Origin of the sequence: Duncaniella freteri (genome assembly GCF_004766125.1) — a bacterium.
GTDB classification, from domain to species: Bacteria; Bacteroidota; Bacteroidia; order Bacteroidales; family Muribaculaceae; genus Duncaniella; species Duncaniella freteri.
This window is the reverse complement of sequence record NZ_SJSA01000002.1, coordinates 59,865-77,339: the sequence shown is the minus strand read 5'-3', so window position 1 is coordinate 77,339 and position 17,475 is coordinate 59,865. Positions and strand designations below refer to the sequence as shown.

General features: G+C 46.6%; 11 protein-coding genes and 1 tRNA gene. 10 read left to right on the top strand and 2 right to left on the bottom strand.

Annotation, left to right across the window (positions count from 1 at the left end):
- Window positions 1–1,317: 1,317 nt before the first annotated feature.
- The 3 genes from EZ315_RS10250 to EZ315_RS10240 are packed head-to-tail and all read left to right on the top strand — an operon-like array spanning window position 1,318 to window position 4,277.
- Complete coding sequence (locus EZ315_RS10250) at window positions 1,318–2,745, top strand: AAA family ATPase (RefSeq protein WP_135471989.1); 1,428 nt, start codon at window positions 1,318–1,320, stop codon at window positions 2,743–2,745.
- Between the two features lie 3 nt (window positions 2,746–2,748).
- Window positions 2,749–3,414: a hypothetical protein gene (locus tag EZ315_RS10245; protein WP_135471988.1), complete on the top strand. Its 666-nt coding sequence runs from the start codon at window positions 2,749–2,751 to the stop codon at window positions 3,412–3,414.
- An 11-nt stretch (window positions 3,415–3,425) separates the two neighbouring features.
- The gene (locus tag EZ315_RS10240) at window positions 3,426–4,277 is read left to right on the top strand and encodes a sensor histidine kinase (protein WP_135471987.1); all 852 of its coding nucleotides are present in this window, start codon (window positions 3,426–3,428) and stop codon (window positions 4,275–4,277) included.
- Window positions 4,278–4,294: 17 nt separating this feature from the next.
- On the opposite strand, the gene EZ315_RS10235 is transcribed toward EZ315_RS10240, so the two are convergent.
- Complete coding sequence (locus EZ315_RS10235) at window positions 4,295–5,758, bottom strand: phage integrase SAM-like domain-containing protein (RefSeq protein ID WP_170957526.1); 1,464 nt, start codon at window positions 5,756–5,758, stop codon at window positions 4,295–4,297.
- 547 nt (window positions 5,759–6,305) lie between these two features.
- Between EZ315_RS10235 and EZ315_RS10230 the strand changes: the two genes are divergently transcribed.
- Window positions 6,306–7,487 (top strand): IS4 family transposase, encoded by a 1,182-nt coding sequence (locus EZ315_RS10230; RefSeq protein WP_135470498.1) that lies wholly within the window; start codon window positions 6,306–6,308, stop codon window positions 7,485–7,487.
- A gap of 126 nt (window positions 7,488–7,613) precedes the next feature.
- Here EZ315_RS10230 and EZ315_RS10225 read toward each other — a convergent pair whose 3' ends face one another.
- Complete coding sequence (locus EZ315_RS10225; RefSeq protein WP_135471985.1) at window positions 7,614–8,609, bottom strand: transposase; 996 nt, start codon at window positions 8,607–8,609, stop codon at window positions 7,614–7,616.
- Between the two features lie 485 nt (window positions 8,610–9,094).
- On the opposite strand from EZ315_RS10225, the gene EZ315_RS10220 reads away from it, so the two are divergent.
- From EZ315_RS10220 to EZ315_RS10195, 6 genes are all read left to right on the top strand, one after another.
- A complete protein-coding gene (locus EZ315_RS10220; protein ID WP_135471984.1) occupies window positions 9,095–11,929 on the top strand; it encodes a M16 family metallopeptidase in 2,835 nt (944 codons plus the stop codon).
- Window positions 11,930–12,080: 151 nt separating this feature from the next.
- A tRNA-Met gene (locus EZ315_RS10215) sits at window positions 12,081–12,155 on the top strand.
- 190 nt (window positions 12,156–12,345) lie between these two features.
- Complete coding sequence (locus EZ315_RS10210; protein WP_135471983.1) at window positions 12,346–13,110, top strand: rhomboid family intramembrane serine protease; 765 nt, start codon at window positions 12,346–12,348, stop codon at window positions 13,108–13,110.
- A complete protein-coding gene (locus tag EZ315_RS10205; RefSeq protein WP_135471982.1) occupies window positions 13,097–14,026 on the top strand; it encodes a rhomboid family intramembrane serine protease in 930 nt (309 codons plus the stop codon). The genes EZ315_RS10210 and EZ315_RS10205 overlap by 14 nt, the downstream gene beginning before the upstream one ends.
- A gap of 58 nt (window positions 14,027–14,084) precedes the next feature.
- Window positions 14,085–15,257: an endonuclease/exonuclease/phosphatase family protein gene (locus EZ315_RS10200; RefSeq protein WP_135471981.1), complete on the top strand. Its 1,173-nt coding sequence runs from the start codon at window positions 14,085–14,087 to the stop codon at window positions 15,255–15,257.
- A 57-nt stretch (window positions 15,258–15,314) separates the two neighbouring features.
- Window positions 15,315–17,453: a M3 family metallopeptidase gene (locus EZ315_RS10195; RefSeq protein ID WP_135471980.1), complete on the top strand. Its 2,139-nt coding sequence runs from the start codon at window positions 15,315–15,317 to the stop codon at window positions 17,451–17,453.
- The last annotated feature ends 22 nt before the right edge of the window (window positions 17,454–17,475 follow it).

Below are 17,475 nucleotides of genomic sequence, written 5' to 3'. Positions count from 1 at the left end.
GACATAGTGGGTGCTGTCGGCTCTTTTCGTTGAAGCCAACAAACAGTGTGTTTCCGACAAATCTTCGGTCAGAAACGGACGCAGTTCTCCCTATCCCATGCCGCCTTCAGAATGAAGACAACAAGGGGGCTATCCGCTATGTTTGAGCGAACATACGTCGGGTGCAAACGCCATCATAAGGCGAATGCCATCATTTTAATTTGGTAAATTTCGCGCGGGTCGCGCTTTCTAAGATCTTTTTCCCAATCTGTCAGTCAGACGCTTCCGATATTTCAAATTAACGCTGCCACTATATCCACAAAATCCAGCGTGTTGACAATCGGGTGCAATCTTCCCTTATAATTGGAAAACCGTCTTTCTCTGAGCCATTTAACAGCAGCCATTCCATTTGTTTGCAAACCGTTGGGTCATCGCTTCCTCAGTGCGTGTTGTTAGCGGTTCGCGTCTGCCGTCCTTTTAAGGCTCTCATCTTCATAGTGTTCCGGACGACTTCATCCGGGATTAGGTGTAGGTATGAACACAAAAAAGCGTAGCACAGTCAGGAGCATCATTCCAATCCGATATATAAAAGTTGAATGTGTCGGACGGTGGCTCTGCCATCTTGTGTTACATAAAGATACGAAATAATTTTCGCGTTTCCAAATCATCACAGCTCCAAAGGTGCTTTTTGGGGCAAAAATAGCCCTGTAACTACATCATCTTGCGTGTATTACAAGAAAATGCAGTTATAGGCCATCCGGGCAGGAAACATAGGTGCATAACAATGGCTATACCATTCGCCTCAATGCCTCCGCATTCTTCCCATGCGCAGATGGCGGCACGCTTCTTTGGCTGTGCGTTGATAATCGTTCCCCTTGCAAGGGGATATATGTCTTTTCGCCCACGAATGGACTTTGACGGACAAAATCATGCCTGGCGACCGTCACGGCAGAGCTATGTGTGTGATTTGCCCATGAGATAGGCTGTGTGTTGATGCTCCGCTATGGTCACATGAAAATGCCATCACGTTTTCGATGTAGTCTTGTCTCTTGTCGCAACTCGGCATGACGCTGTCACGAAGTGCTGGGGCACATTCGTCAAAACTCCTTGTCGCGGTCAATGAAAGACCATCAGTACAATTCTAACGAAGGTAGGTTGAAAAAGGTTCAGACACCGATGATATTTTTTCGCTTTAATGCCGTCTTTACGAGTTCGATGTCGTCATAATATGCTTATAATCCTCCAAAAGTAGGTCAAAAATCATAGATTTGGAGGATTATAACGATGTTTTCTCAAAAATAATTATTAACTTTGCAGTGAAAAATAGATTCTCAAGCGATGATAATAGGAAGGAAACCAGAACAAAAGGAACTGTTAGATGCCGCGAACTCTGAATATTCAAAGTTCGTGGCAGTGTATGGTCGTAGGCGTGTAGGAAAAACATTCCTTATAAGAGAGACGTTCAACTACTCGTTTACATTCCAGCATACCGGACTTGCACGAGGAAAAATGAAGGATCAGTTGCTGAGTTTCCGAGCATCACTTCAAAATGCGTCAGGGAGGAAATATACTCAGTTCAAAAGTTGGTATGAGGCATTCTTTGCGTTGGAAGAATGGCTGGGCACTCTCCCGGAGGGGAAGAAGATTGTTTTTTTTGATGAGTTACCGTGGATGGATACTCCCCGTTCAAATTTCATATCCGGGTTGGAACATTTCTGGAATAGTTGGGCTTCTGCAAGGAAAGATATTCTTTTGATAGCCTGCGGTTCTGCAACCTCATGGATTGTTAATAAACTCATAAATAATCATGGTGGGCTTCACAATCGACTAACGAATAAGATACTACTCCATCCATTTACACTTTCAGAATGTGAGGAATATTCGGAAAAGAATAAATTAGGACTTAGCCGCTATCAGTTGGTGGAGAACTACATGATTATGGGTGGTATTCCTTTTTATTGGAGCCTTATCAAACGAGAACTAAGTATGGCTCAAAATATTGATGCCCTGTTTTTTAATCAAGAGGTAGAAGGGCTATCCCACGAATATGAACAACTTTACGCTTCATTGTTCAATAATCCAGAGCCATATATGCAAGTGGTATCCGCTTTAGCGACCAAGCGAAGCGGACTAAACCGTGACGAGATTGTTAATCAGAGCGGAATCCCTACAGGTGGTGATTTATCGAGGTATCTAAACGAGCTTGAATGGTGTGGATTTATCCGTAAGTATAATTGCATGGGTAAGCAATCTAAAGATGCGCTCTATCAGCTGATTGACAACTTCACCATTTTCTATTTCCAGTATTTGAAAAGTAACAAGAACAACGATGCTCATTTCTGGACCAATAACATTGGATCGGCCTTGCATCGCGCATGGAGCGGCATTGCCTTTGAACGAGTGTGCCTTCAACACATCAGGCAAATCAAAGAAGCCCTTGGAATATCCGGCGTACTATCGAATGTCTATAGTTGGAGAACCGAGGCCGATGAAGAAAAAGGAATTGACAAGACTCAGATAGACTTGTTGATTGACCGCAATGATGGTGTCATAAATCTTTGCGAGATGAAATTCTCGGCTCAGGAATATGTCGTTTCAGAAGATGAGGAAATGAAACTACGTCGCCGCCGAGGCAACTTCATCGAAGCCACCCAAACAAAAAAGGCGGTACATATCACGCTTGTGACACCTTATGGACTGAGACAAAATGCTCATTCCGGGATTGCTCAAAATATAATTACAATTAATAATATCTTCACAAAATAAGACATGAGATTCTTAATTCCATTCAAAAAATATACACTGGATGATCTTCCAACGCATCCGGTCAATGTAAGTCAATTAAGACATACTACCCGCATCCTTATTGTGGACGATGAGCCTTTTTATAACGAGGCTCCTCTTCGAGCTATCGGATTTAATCTTACTGTAAAGAATAAATGGGATAATATCACGGATGCGGAACCCTTCCATATTATTGTAAGTGATAATAGAGGGGTCGCTTCATCTTTTAGTTCTGCTGCAGAGGGTGCCTTTGTTCTGAATCAGATTCATAAAAATTATCCCCAGAAGGGATGTATTATATACTCTCGTTCTGCAATAGACTTTAGTCATACCCCTCTTTTACGAGGTATAAAACAAATGAAAAAGAACGATGATTCATCTGAATGGGAAGAAGTCTTATCAGAAACTATAAATGAGATTTATGATCCTAAATCCATATGGCTCAAGATAGAATCATATTTGGAGGAGCAAAATATTTCTCGGAAGATTCTACGTAATATTGAAAATACATACGTCAGAGCACTATTAAAAGGAAATGGGGCCAATATTGAATGGAGTCGTCAAGACTGGGATTTATCGTCCGAAGCAATTAATTTAGTAACTGAGTTCTTTAAATTGGCTACTACAGCACTTGGTGTTTTAGGTGCATAAATCTCTACAATATGGGAAGAAAAATAAATCAAAGTTTCAGAAAACTACTTAGACATCAGGGACAGGCTAAAAGTTCTATTGTGGAAAAAAGCAAAGAAGACAAACCTGATGTAGAAAATCTTCTGAAACAAGACCGAGAAGTTACTCGTGATCTCATTCATGAGCTTAAGGCTTTTAATGAACGAATGGACAGTTCACTTAATGTATTACTTAAAGCGTTGGAATACAAGGATTATGAGACAATCCATAATACAGCTTTGAGTATAAAGGCATTAGAGGAGTTGGGTACATGTCGTATGGAATTGTACGAATATCTTATTAGCCCGCAGTCATATGAATCTATGGCATCTCAAGGCGTATCAATCTATAAAGAAGTTGAGAAATTATATAAAAGTATAAATGGAGGATGGTCAGATCAAGCACGAATTTTTAAACTTACTGGAAATTCTTATTCTCGATTCAAAACAAAAAGAATTATATCAGTAGGACTCTTTATCATTATAGAAAATGCATGGAAATATTCCCATCCTGAAGAACCAATTGTGATAGATTTTAAAGAAGCTAACTCAACTCTTGAACTTACCATTACCAATTGGGGGCCAATAATTGAAGATTCAGAAATTCAGCAGATATATCAAAGAGGATATCGAGGTTCTGAGGCTCGTAAATGTGATGAAATAAAAGGTAAAGGCCTTGGACTGGATATTGCAAAAAGGATTTTTGCCACTTGTGACGTGAAATTTGAGATTATCCCACCAAACAATAAAAACATAAAGATGAATGGAGTGATTCGATACACTCCATTCACTGTTAAATTGATCTTTACGCCTATGACGCAAAGTTTCGTAGTTCCATTAAATTGATAAGAGTTTTTATATGATCACCACATCTCACTATCTTTCTTGGTTCGGGCGGCGATTTCGTCGGCTATCTCCTCGGAGGAGAGTTTGATGTAGTCCATGAAGGTCTTTTGGGTTTTGTGGCCGCTGACGTGCATCATCTGCACGATGTCGTATTTGTGGCTGAGATACATGTTGGTGATTCCGGTGCGTCGGGCGGTGTGGCTCGTCACACATTTGAAGCGCGGTAGTAGTACGTTGCCGTTCAGGTCGGTCTCCGGCTCCTTGCCTTCTTTTTTCAATGCGTCCTTCTGCTTCATAGTCAGATTGGTCGGCACTTTCTCTTTCAGTGTCGATACACGTTCAGACAAATCTTCAAGTATGTCCTTTATGTAACGATTCAGCACCTGCTCGTTGGCTTTCGGAATATTGTAACCATATTTCTCACAGATGGCAATAAGGTTCTCGTTCATCACCGGGATTGTCACCTCGGTCTTAGTTTTCTGCTGTACCAACCTAATGATGCGTGTGCCTTTCCGCGTCGTTTCAAAATGGTCTTTGTTGAGATTGTTATAATCGCTCACTCGCTGACAAGTATAGCAACCGATGAGAAAAACATCGCGCACATGCTCTTTCTTCCCGGTCAACGGCATTTCATAGAGTGCTTGTAACTCTTCCTCGGTGAGATAAATCTCGACTGCCTTATCGCGGTCTTCAATCTTATTCTTGACTATGAGCGAAGCGGCGCGTTGATTGTCATGAACACCGTCAATGAACGCGGCGTTGATAAGTGCTTTCAGATTTGTCATGTGCTTGTTGACTACCTTGGGCATATAGCCGTGCCGCCTGAGATAGTTGATATAGCGACTTACAAAGGCGCGGTTAATGTCAGCCCAACCGAACTGATGCAAGGGGTCGAAGCCTTCATAAACGCCTATATAGCTTTTCCAAGTCTTGCAGGATCCAGCTGAATAGTCCTTGCTGCCAATCTTCCGTGCGCCGCTCTTGATGTCTTCGACAAACTGAACGAGGAATGACCAGATAAGACGGTTCTTCTCATCCTCAATGCGTTTCTTCTCCTCGGCTTTCTTACGGGCTTTTTCTCTTGCCGCCTCTTTCTTTGCCAAAGCCTTTCGCTCTGCTTCTGCCGCTTCCTCTTTCGCCTTTCGTTCAGCCTCGACTTTCTCCGGCTCGGAAATGTAGCGCACATCCATGTCAAGAGCCTCGCGGTCGAAATTTAGTTTGGCGAGGTGCGCTTTCACAATGCCTTCAATCTGCGTCAGTTTGGCGTGAAGTTGATAATTCTTTTTCTGATGTGCCAGCCACGCACGGGGCGAAGCGGTTGCTTTGAGCCACTCGCTTACCTCCACTTGCAGGAGCGTCGAAACAAGCACGTCAATCTTGCGGGTATGTACACGGATAAACAGTGTCGCTGTTTCCTTTTTCAAATCCTTGTTGCGGACATGAAACGGGGTCAATTTTTTCGGAGAGGGTGTTGTTGCCATCTTATTTTGTGTTGCTAAATTCATTCGCCACGATTCACAGTCGTTCACTATCAATCGTTTTGGTTCTGCAAATATAACAACTCAAACCACGTTTTGTCAAGTCGGGTCACCACGCAGGTCACCACGTTTTTTGAATTTCCGTGAAAGCTCAAAATTCAGCCAAAATTCATATTACGTTATTATTCAGCATTTTGCATCAACTCAATATTCACCTACATTCGCCACAATTCACAAACTCAGGTTCTGGTGGCACCACCTTCAAAATCGCCAAGTAGTTGACATTCAACTATTTGGCGATTTTACTTTCACTCTAATTTTGCCGAGTTCCCTATAAAGTTACCTATGAGAGAGGCGTTTGGACGGTGCTGAACCAGCCTTGACGCAACTGAATGAACGGAACACTGGCGTCTTTTAAAATCTGTTAATGCGAAATTGTTAAACTCTGTATTCATGTTGGTTACGCGATTTTCAGGCCTGCAAACCTTGTCGCACTTTTCAAATGATTACATTGGGGTTGGAGCCTTAAAACTCGGTTCCCCAATTTTTCATGAATGCAGGACGATACATTTTCAGCCAGATTGTTGACTTTTTGCCAAAACGCAAATTTGAAAGAATCATGGAGCATCGTACCAAAAATAAGGTTGAGGACAGAACCCTCGGATGGCAGTTGTCTTATTGGGGACAGTTGCTTGTCCTTATATTCGGTCAACTGCTCGGATGTCGAAGTCTCCGTGAACTCTCGGATATCACTACAGCACATCGCAAGAAATCCTTTCATCTCGGATTTGGCAAAGAAGCGGTAGACCGTAATATTCTCTCCAGATGCAATACCAATCGTGATTGGCATGTGTTCGAGGAGTTCGCCAACCATATGATTGTGCTGGCTCAGGAAGCCCGTATAGACCGGGAATTTTGTATCGGCGGCAAGTTCTATGCGTTCGATTCCTCCACGATTGACCTTTGCATGAGTGTTTATGACTGGGCAAAGTTCAGAAGCACCAAGTCCGGCATTAAACTGCATACCCAACTTGATATAGTGACGCAGATTCCAGTTATGATAAACATCACCAATGCCTCGGTTCATGATGTAAATGCGATGGATATCATTGATTATGAACCGTTGGCCGGTTATATCTTCGACCGTGGATACTGGGACTTGGATAGGCTTCATAAGATTGAGGAACTTGGAGCCTTCTTTGTCATAAGAGAGAAGGCTAAGCCGAAGTTCATTGTCGAGGATGGTCTGGACATGCCCGAGAATGGAAACATTCTTCAAGATTATACCGTAAGGTTTACCGGTAGACGCAATGCATCCAATTACCCTTCCCGGATTAGACGTATTGTAGCGTATATCCCTGACCTGAAGAGAAGTTTTGTTTTTTACACAAATAATTTCTTCCTGTCTGCCGAACAGATTGTGTTCCTTTACAAGAACCGATGGCAGGTGGAGCTTTTCTTCAAATGGATCAAACAGCACCTTAGAGTCACCACATTCTGGGGTAATTCCGAGACATCCGTCAGAATACAAATTTATGCGGCTATATGCACTTACTGCGTTGTCGCAATAATCGAACATAAAATGAAACTTGAAAGAAACATCTACGAAGTCATGAGAATCCTCGGCAGCTCCCTGCTTGTCAAGGAGCATATCAAGGACTTGTTGACTCCAGAACCGGTGCCAGCACAAATAGCAAATTGCCATCCAACTCTTGACCTCGAATTTGATTAACACTTTTTAAGAGACACTAGTGTGAACGGAAAATAAATCTTTTTACATTTTTTAATAAAGCACGGCGAGTGAACCATTCAATCGGGTTGTCGGTTTGTAGATTGAGGGATAATGAAGTTCCGCCGTTTATGACTGAAGTCCGGTAAACTGCTTGGAATCGCGTATACCGAACTCAATCTGAAAGCGGGTGCGGTAGAAACCGATGATCTTTTCAGGCCTCATATAGGTGTCGGTAGAGAAGTAAAGAAGAGGCTCTGCGTTTTCAAACGGACAGACCACGATACGGATGTCGCGTTTCAATGCCCTCGAATGTACGACCGCCGTGTGACATCGGGTTTTGTTTCCTTTGGAATCCTCATATATGAATGAAGTGAACACGGACATGTCAAGGTTGGAGAAATCCACTTTCTCTCCATACTTTTTCTTTCTGCCGCGTCTTCGCGGGGCGGAGGAATCCGGTATGGCCAGATACCTCAGATATGAGTTGGCACGTAATCTCCCGACAAATCGAAATCCCATGCCAATCACTTCATTTACAAACTCATATTTGGAGAAAAAGGCATCGGCAACCAGAATATCCGTCAGTGAGAGCAGCTCTGCCGCCTTTGACCTGACAAGTGCCACATACCAGTCAAGCATTGACATTTGTTTCTCAGATTCAAGAGTCCTGAAGTCCGGTGACTGGACAGCACCGAGCATCACGTATGTATGTTTACTCAGACTTATTGCCCCAATTGCCATTATCTCCAGACCGCGTTTCACACGTTGTGCCACCCCTGACCAGAAACGGCCTATGCCATACGTCAGTCTGCCTGCTTTTGAAATGAACGACGGATCGATTGCCACTGCCATGTCATCGGCCGGCCCAAAACAATCCTGCGCCATACCTATGTTGACTTTCATCCAGTCTACGGATGTTTTGAAATTGGAAGCAAAGGTCTTGGCTGTACGACCGCCATAGCGCGACAGCCGGGTAAAATTGACTTTGCCCGGAATCAACGCTACAGTGCGTATTGTTAAAATCAGCCAGTTGAGGAACCTTTTGCTCATCTTGGTTGTAGTATTTTCAAATACCGACTTACACCGAAAGGTGAAGTCTTTGAGAATCGCCAATACGTTCATACGCTAAGATTTTTATAATGAACGCTTTGGCGATTCATTTGTATTTGATAATTCGACATATTAACTTAAGTTTCAACTACTTCGGTAATTTTTACCGAATCATTGGAAAATCTCCGCATCTCAAAATAATTAAGAAAATAAATCATCGGTTGGCTCAGTTAGCGGCTTAGCCAAGGCTGAACAACCTCAAATTTTACCGAATCATTGAATACCATAATACGATTAAAAATTATCTACACATCACAATGTTTTTTCATTCCGGTCAAAACCTTTTTATTCCCCTCGCCAATACCGGTCACATCAGCCATTGACAAAGCCAACTCCATTATTATATCATCCATGATATCCCAGAATCGCCCATTCAAACGTTAAATTTATTTAATTAGAACGGTTATCTGAAACGTTTCGTGTATCTTCACGTCTAAATTATAAAAATAACTGTGAAACACTTTGTTAATCTATACAAAACCAAATATTCATCACTCATGAAAAATCTGTTAAGAACGGCTCTGTTCGCTCTCATGGCTCTTGCCATGCTACCCTCTGTGGCATATGCTCAGGGACAGAACCCAATGACCCAACCACTCCCAGTAGACCCGGATGTGCGCATCGGTCATCTCCCCAATGGGCTCACCTACTACATCCGTCACAATGAGTACCCAAAAGGACAGGCTGACTTCTATATAGCTCAAAAAGTCGGGTCAGCTCTTGAAGAAGAGAACCAGCGCGGACTCGCACACTTCCTGGAACACATGTGCTTCAACGGCACCACCAATTTCCCCGACAACCTCCTTCGTGACTGGCTTGAATCAATCGGAGTCAAATTCGGCCAGAACCTCAATGCGTACACCTCTATCGATGAGACTGTGTACAACATCTCCAATGTGCCCATCGCTCGTGAAAGCGTTCAGGACTCCTGCCTCCTCATCCTCCACGACTGGGCTAACGACCTTACACTTGACCCCAAGGAGATTGACAAAGAGCGCGGCGTGATCCATCAGGAATGGCGTCGCTCCATGCAGGGACAGATGCGTATTTTCGAGCGCATTCTTCCCGAACTCCTCCCCACTACTAAATACGGACGCCGCCTGCCTATAGGAACTATGGAAGTCGTTGACAACTTCCCCCCGCAGGCCCTCCGCGACTATTATGAGACATGGTATCGTCCTGACCAGCAAGCCGTAGTTGTTGTAGGCGACATAGATGTAGATCGTATCGAGAACAAGATCAAAGAGATGTTCACATCCATCGAAATGCCAGCCAATGCCAAGCCCCGCACCTACGAGGCAGTCCCCGACCATAAAGGCACCCTCTTCGGCATAGGATCAGACCCTGAGCAGAAACAGCTCGTAGGTCAGATCATGTTCCTCGCCGATCCGACCCCCGCAGAACTGAAGAACACCATGACATATTATATCAACGACTATGTCAGAGGTATGGCTCTCAGCATGCTCAACAACCGTCTTAACGACATCTCTTCCCATCCCGACGCCCCCTTCGGCGGAGCAAGCGTAGGCTATGGCGACTACATCGTAACAAAGACCAAAGATGCTCTCTCAGGAACAGCTGTAGCCAAAGGCAACGATATCGTCGTTCCTCTACAGGCTGTATACCGTGAGATGCTTCGTGCTGCAAGAGGAGGGTTCACCCAAAGCGAATACGACCGTGCCCGCAACAGCCTCATATCATCATATGAAAGCTTATACAACAACCGTGCCACGCGCGAAAACGGAACTTTCGTCAACGAATATGTACGCAACTTTATCGATGGCTCTCCTATCCCCGGTCTCGATATCGAATGGCCATTGATACAGCAACTGGCAAATATCACACCGCTTGCGTTGATCAACGAGACTTTCGCCTCCATGATCAAGCCTGACAATCGTGCAATCATGGTACTCGCGCCCGAAAAGGAGGGCACAAAAATCCCTACAAAGGAAGAACTCACCTCAGCTCTTGCCGCGGTTGACGCAGAAGAGATCGCACCTTTCGTCGACAACTTCAAGATGGAGCCACTCATCACAGTGGCACCCAGGCCCGGTAAAATTGTATCCACCAAGGAGGACAAGGTATGGGGCACCACAGAGTGGACACTCTCAAACGGAGCCAAAGTCATCATCAAGCCTACCAAATTCAAGGAAGATGAAATCAGCATGGTGGCACAGGCTTTCGGAGGCACTGCCGGATACTCAAAAGAATACATACCCACACTTCTCATGCTCTCCAATATAATGGGCAATATGGGTCTCGGTTCCTACAATTCAAGCGACCTCAGCAAATATCTTTCAGGCAAGGTTGCGAGCATAGGTGTATCGTTCAGCTCATACAGCCGCTCAATCTCCGGAGGCTCTACCCCCAAGGATCTCCCCACAATGATGGAACTGCTGTACATGGTATTCACAGACATCAACCTTGATGCAAACGAGTTTGCCGCTATGCAGAAAGCAGTCTCAGCGGCTCTTGCCAACCAGGAAAAGAATCCTCAGCATGTGTTCTCCGACAAAATGGTCCGCACATGGTATAACTCCCCCTACATAAAGTCAGTGACACCTGCCGACGTAGAGGCTGCTTCTCGCGAACAGGCTCTCAAGATAGCCAAGGATCTGACAGCCAATGCAGCCGACTACACATTTGTTTTTGTAGGCAATGTAGACCTGAATGCACTCAAGCCTCTTGTCGAGACCTATATAGCATCTCTCCCCGGCAATCCCAAGACCGCAATCAAGAAAGTCGACAAGTACAACCCCGAGCTGTTCATTATCCCCGGGTCATCCATCGACAGCTTCACTACAGAGATGACCACACCCCAGACATTTGCAGCCATAGCTGAAATCGGCGATATGGAGTACACCACCAAGAATGCCCAGCTCGCATCCATAGCAGGACAGATCCTCACCAACCGTCTCATTAAGACAGTCCGTGAAGAGATGGGCGCAGTCTACTCCATCGGAGCATCCGGTTCTGCCTCCCGCATGGGTCTCAACCCCATCACCCTCTCGTCCTCATTCCCCATGAAGCCTGAGATGAAAAATGAGGTTCTCGACTTCATCAAGAGCCAGTACAAAGCCATGGAAAAGGATATAACCCCTGAAGAACTTAACCCCATAAAAGAATATATGGTGAAAAGTTTCACAGAGTCAAAAGAAAAGAACGGAGCTTGGCTCGGTGCAATCCTCGGATACCAGACTAACGGCGTTGACACATTCAACAACAATATTGAGACCATGAACTCAATAACCGTTCAGGATGTGATGAACTTCATGAAGGCACTCAACGCTCAGGGCAACTACCGTGTCCTCACTCTCGATCCAGCAAAGTAACTCATCCTCAATACTATTCAAAGCCGGATGCATGTGTGCATCCGGCTTTGTTCTATCTCAGCGACAACCTATTAACAAATTTTAAGACAAAATAAAACCTGAATATTTTGCAAATTAAAATATAGTTCCTACCTTTGCACTGTCAAAACATCGCGGGTTGGAGCAGTGGTAGCTCGTTGGGCTCATAACCCAAAGGTCGCAGGTTCGAGTCCTGCACCCGCCACCAAGATCAAGTGTCCTCGGAAATATTTTCGAGGACACTTTTTTTATCACCTTACAATAAAAAATATGTGCTCCGCATGAACATTTCGCTATTAAAAAGTATTAATCAAGAGTGCAATCTTACAAGGTTTTTGTATCTTTGTCCGTAAAAGTCATCACATACAACTTTTAACATTAACACTCACATCGGATCTATGAACTCGCGAGGCTCAATATTCGGGGATATGCCCCCGGTTACCAAAAACCTCATAATCATCAATCTCATAGTATGGCTGGCAATGTTCGTGTTGCCGGGACGCATAGGCGGAGGACTTGAAGAGCTCGGAGGGCTGCATTATTTCAAAGCCGCCGACTTCAATCCTGTTCAGCTGGTCACATACATGTTCATGCACTCCACAGGGAGTTTCGCCCACATATTCTTCAATATGTTCACCCTATGGATGTTCGGAATGACACTTGAGCGCACCTTCGGCAGCGCAAGATTCCTGTTCTACTATATGTCGTGCGGAATCGGAGCCGGAATCATACAGGAGCTCGCATGGATGCTCACATGGGAGAGCACTCTCACCCCTATCCTCGCAAATGCCATGCACATCGACTTTCCGGAAGCCCGCGAAATGCTCCAGTCGCCAGTGATGCAGGGACAGGTGTCACAATGGCTCAACATATTCGTCACTATCGGGGCGTCAGGAGCCATATACGGCATACTGCTTGCTTTCGGAATGATGTACCCCAACGCTCCCATCTATCTGTTCTTTGTCCCGGTGCCAATAAAAGCAAAATGGATGGTGACAGGCATGATCGCCATAGAGCTGCTGATCGGACTCAGCGAAGCTGCCGGAAAGAGCGATGGAATAGCTCATTTCGCCCATCTTGGAGGAATGATATTCGGATTCATCATCATATATTACTGGAAGAAAAAAGGCACCTTCGGAGGGGGCGGATATGGCGGTTATTGATGACATGCGCTCCGGTTTTGCCCGCTCATCCACACTCATGAGAATCGTGTGGACCAACATAGGCGTTTTCGTGCTTCTGCGCATAGCTGCGATAGTATGTGTGTTTTCGGGTACTCCCGATTTCATCAACAGCATCCTGTCACAGATAGAGCTGCCATCCACCATAGGGGCACTACTCACCCGTCCCTGGACTCTTATCACATACATGTTCGCCCAGTATGACCTGCTGCACATCGTATTCAATATGCTATGGCTCTACTGGTTCGGGACCATGTTCCGTATGGTGTGCACATCACGTCAGCTGTTTGTCCTGTACATCTATGGCGGACTTGCAGGAGCTGTGCTCTTCCTTGCAGGGTATAACACACTCCCACTTTTCCATGGCAATCACTACGGCTCGCTCATAGGCTCGTCAGCGGCTGTGATAGCCATCGTCACAGCTGTGGCAATACTGATGCCACACTTCAAGATGCATATGCTGTTCATAGGGGCTGTATCCGTAAAATGGATAGCTCTTGCCACAATAGTGCTGGTGCTCATAGGTGTCACAGGGAGCAATGCAGGCGGCGAGATAGCCCATCTCGGAGGAATTCTCACCGGCTTGCTTTTCGCCCTGCGCCTGAAAAAAGGGAGCGACATAACCGCACCGGCAGCCAGGATAGTCGACAGGACTGCAAGACAACGAAAGACAACGCCGCCAAACAGCCCCAGCAGCCACAACAATCCTAACGGACCCAGCAACCAGGCATCAGCCACGTCAACCAAATCAGCCACATCTTCAACGACATCAGGGCTCACTCCTGATGAACGCCGGGAACTCGATACTATACTTGACAAAATCAAGAAATCGGGCTATTCGGCACTCACTCCGGCTGAACGAGACCGACTGTTCAACGTAAGCCGCAAAATAAAATAAACAGAAACAACTTCCCTATCATCCCGTACCGGACAGCCACTCACACATACCCACCGGAATGCACGATTCACTATTTCACCGCCTAATAAGCCGTCCTGCACGCGCTACGCTCATCACCATGCTTCTGGTGGTGAATATCATAGTGGCTGTGATCACACTGATATCAGCTTACGGAGGAACTGTCAATCCGGCCCACACAGTGATACCTGCACTTATGAGCATGATGCTACCGATAGTCCTTATAGCCGGGATCGCGGTAGCAGGCTTAGACATACTTGTGCAGAAACCGCGCATGGCAATAATCATCGCCCTGTCATGGATCGCATCAGCACCGTCACTGCTATCGTACTCACCACTGCATCCAGGCACCCGAAGCATCACGCCTGAAGAGCAATCCCGATCATTCACAATGCTCACATGGAACGCGCTTCATTTCTGGGATTTCCGCGGGAATGTGCCCGATATCACCACCAATGCTTCGATCGACTACATCCTCGATACCGACGCGGATATCGTTAACCTTCAAGAGGTGGAGGCGGTTCAGGATTCACCCATGTGGCATATCACCTCAGAGCAGGTAAGGACGCTTAAAGAGCGTTACCCTTACCGCATGATCAATGTGAACAACGAGCTGTCGATACTGTCGAAATACCCCTTCCAGTACGTAAGTCTCGACATGCCCGACCCGATGGGAATACGCATGGCACTGTTCAGGTTTGAAATAATGGGTGAGACGGTAAACCTGTTCAATGTGCATCTCGAATCCATCGGTCTGAACATGGCGGACAAAGAGCTATACCAAGGTCTTTTTGACAAGGCTCCTGGGAGTGAACGAGCCATACGCAAGGAGCTTTCCGATGTGAAGCATCAACTGGTGAGCAAGCTTGCTGTGGCATTCAAGAAACGTGCCGACCAGGCAAGATTCATCCGGCATACGATCGACTCCATAGGAGGGAACTTCATAGTGGCGGGCGACTTCAACGACATCCAGGGGAGCTATGCCCTGCGGACCATACTTGGAGACGGAGACATGCATGACGCATACGCCGAAAACGCGTTCGGCCCGACAATAACATATCACGGCAACCGCTTCTACTTCCGCATCGACCATGTGCTCTACCGTGGGGACATGGAGGCTGTGGATATCGAGAGGGGTGACACCCCATCAAGTGACCATTATCCGCTATTGACCACATTTGTCATGAACGGAGAAAATGAAACATCCGAGTAAACCTTAATCCATAACCATAAATCAACACGTCCGATTTAATCAAAAAAACCAAACATCATGAAACCTGTAAAACTGGCAGCCCGCATCGCGCTATCCTTAGGGATCGCTGCCTCTGCCACAGCAATCACCATGACATCATGTACAGAGCAACGTGCCAATCCATTCATGGAGCCTTACGGCACAAAGTATGACATCCCGCCCTTCGAAAGCATCCTCTATTCCGACTATCTACCCGCCGTGGAGAAAGGCATAGCTGAAAAGAAGGCTGAGATCAAGGCCATAGCCGAGAATCCGGAAGAGCCGACCTTCGAGAACACCATCATGGCGATGGAGAAGTCAGGACAGCTTCTGAGCCGTGTGACACGCGTGTTCGGAGCACTCAACGAGTCGGACGGCACTCCTGAGATCCAGGAGCTGTCAGAGACCATATTCCCGATGGTGTCCTCAGCGTCGGACGAGATCCTTATGGACCCCAAACTGTTCGCTCGCGTGAAGTCGCTCTATGACCGTCGTGACAGCCTCAACCTGGAGCCTAATCAGGTACGAGCCATCGAGCTTTCCTACAAGAGCTTCGTGCGCAACGGCGCGCTCCTCTCCGATGCTGACAAGTCACAGCTGATGGACATCAACAAGCAGCTCACGGACCTTTACCTCAAATTCAACAAGAATCTGCTTTCAGCCACCAATGAATTCGAGCTTGTGGTTGAAAATGAAGCAGACCTCGCAGGGATACCTGCCGGAATCGTAGCCACAGCAGCAGAGGAAGCCAAGGCCCGCGGCAAGGAGGGCAAATGGGTGTTCACACTCCACGCACCCTCACGCCTGCCGGTGCTCAAGTATGCCGACTCACGCGACATCCGCGAGAAGATGTACAACGGTTACATCAACCTCGCTTCAGCCGCACCCTACGACAACCGCCCCATCATCGGTGAAATAGTCAAACTCCGTGCCCGCAAGGCCGACATACTCGGATTCAAGGATTTCGCATCCTATATGACCGACAATGTGATGGCAAAGACACCTGAGGCCGCCAACGAACTTCTCATGAAGATATGGGCTCCGGCTGTGAAGCGCGCCAACGAGGAGGTAGCCGAGATGACCGAGTACGCCAAGGCTGAGGGCAAGGATATCACCATCAAGCCATGGGACTACTACTACTATGCCGAGAAGGTAAGGACCAAGAAATACAATCTTGACGAGAACGAGGTAAGCGCGTACTTCTCGCTTGACAATGTGCGCAAGGGTATATTCACACTTGCAGAGAAACTTTACGGCGTGAAGTTCACTGAAATGCCTGACGCTCCCAAGTATAATCCAGAGGTTACCGTTTACGATGTCACCGATATCAAGAGCGGCGAACATGTGGCAGTGTTCATGACCGATTACTTCCCCCGCGCAACCAAGCGTCAGGGCGCATGGATGGATGAGCTTAAGGGATCGTCGGTTGATCCTGACGGAACAGTGGAGCGTCCCATCATCTTTAATGTAGGCAACTTCACACGTCCGACAAGCGACACTCCCGCCCTTCTGACTCTGGATGAGGTCGAGACCATGTTCCATGAATTCGGCCATGGTCTGCATGGAATGCTGAGCCGCGCCAAGCTCCGTTCGCAGTCGGGCACTAACGTTGACCGTGACTTTGTGGAGCTCCCCTCACAGATCACCGAGCACTGGGCCATGGAACCCGAACTGCTGAAGGATTTCGCTTTCCATTACAAGACAGGCGAAGTGATCCCGAACGAACTTGTAGAAAAACTACAGGCAGCATCGACCCACAATCAGGGCTTCACCACTACCGAGCTTGCCGGGGCCTCGCTCCTGGACCTTGCCTGGGGCGCATACAAGCCAGCCGATGGTGAGACCGTAGATGTTGACGCATTCGAAAAGCAGGTTGCCGAGAAGCTGGGTATGCCATCGGAAATCGCTTACCGTTACCGTTCGCCCTATTTCAAGCATGTGTTCGGAAGCGACGGCTATGCATCGGGCTACTACACCTATCTGTGGGCCGAGGTACTTGATGCGGACGGCTTTGAGCTCTTTGCGGAAAAGGGTATTTTCGATCCCGAGACAGCCCGCTCGTTCAAGGAGAACATCCTTGAAATGGGTGGCAGCGAGGATCCTATGAAACTCTTTGTACGCTTCCGCGGACATGAGCCATCGGTTGACGCTCTCCTCCGCAACCGCGGACTAATTTAATACATAGCAGGGAGGGGCAAGC

Bases quoted from the DNA above. Each gene is read 5' to 3' on its own strand.
- EZ315_RS10225 (WP_135471985.1), bottom strand. From the start codon at position 8,609: ATGAACGTATTGGCGATTCTCAAAGACTTCACCTTTCGGTGTAAGTCG.
- EZ315_RS10195 (WP_135471980.1), top strand. From the start codon at position 15,315: ATGAAACCTGTAAAACTGGCAGCCCGCATCGCGCTATCCTTAGGGATC.
- EZ315_RS10205 (WP_135471982.1), top strand. From the start codon at position 13,097: ATGGCGGTTATTGATGACATGCGCTCCGGTTTTGCCCGCTCATCCACA.
- EZ315_RS10250 (WP_135471989.1), top strand. From the start codon at position 1,318: ATGATAATAGGAAGGAAACCAGAACAAAAGGAACTGTTAGATGCCGCG.
- EZ315_RS10210 (WP_135471983.1), top strand. From the start codon at position 12,346: ATGAACTCGCGAGGCTCAATATTCGGGGATATGCCCCCGGTTACCAAA.
- EZ315_RS10235 (WP_170957526.1), bottom strand. From the start codon at position 5,758: ATGGCAACAACACCCTCTCCGAAAAAATTGACCCCGTTTCATGTCCGC.
- EZ315_RS10200 (WP_135471981.1), top strand. From the start codon at position 14,085: ATGCACGATTCACTATTTCACCGCCTAATAAGCCGTCCTGCACGCGCT.
- EZ315_RS10240 (WP_135471987.1), top strand. From the start codon at position 3,426: ATGGGAAGAAAAATAAATCAAAGTTTCAGAAAACTACTTAGACATCAG.
- EZ315_RS10245 (WP_135471988.1), top strand. From the start codon at position 2,749: ATGAGATTCTTAATTCCATTCAAAAAATATACACTGGATGATCTTCCA.
- EZ315_RS10230 (WP_135470498.1), top strand. From the start codon at position 6,306: ATGAATGCAGGACGATACATTTTCAGCCAGATTGTTGACTTTTTGCCA.
- EZ315_RS10220 (WP_135471984.1), top strand. From the start codon at position 9,095: ATGAAAAATCTGTTAAGAACGGCTCTGTTCGCTCTCATGGCTCTTGCC.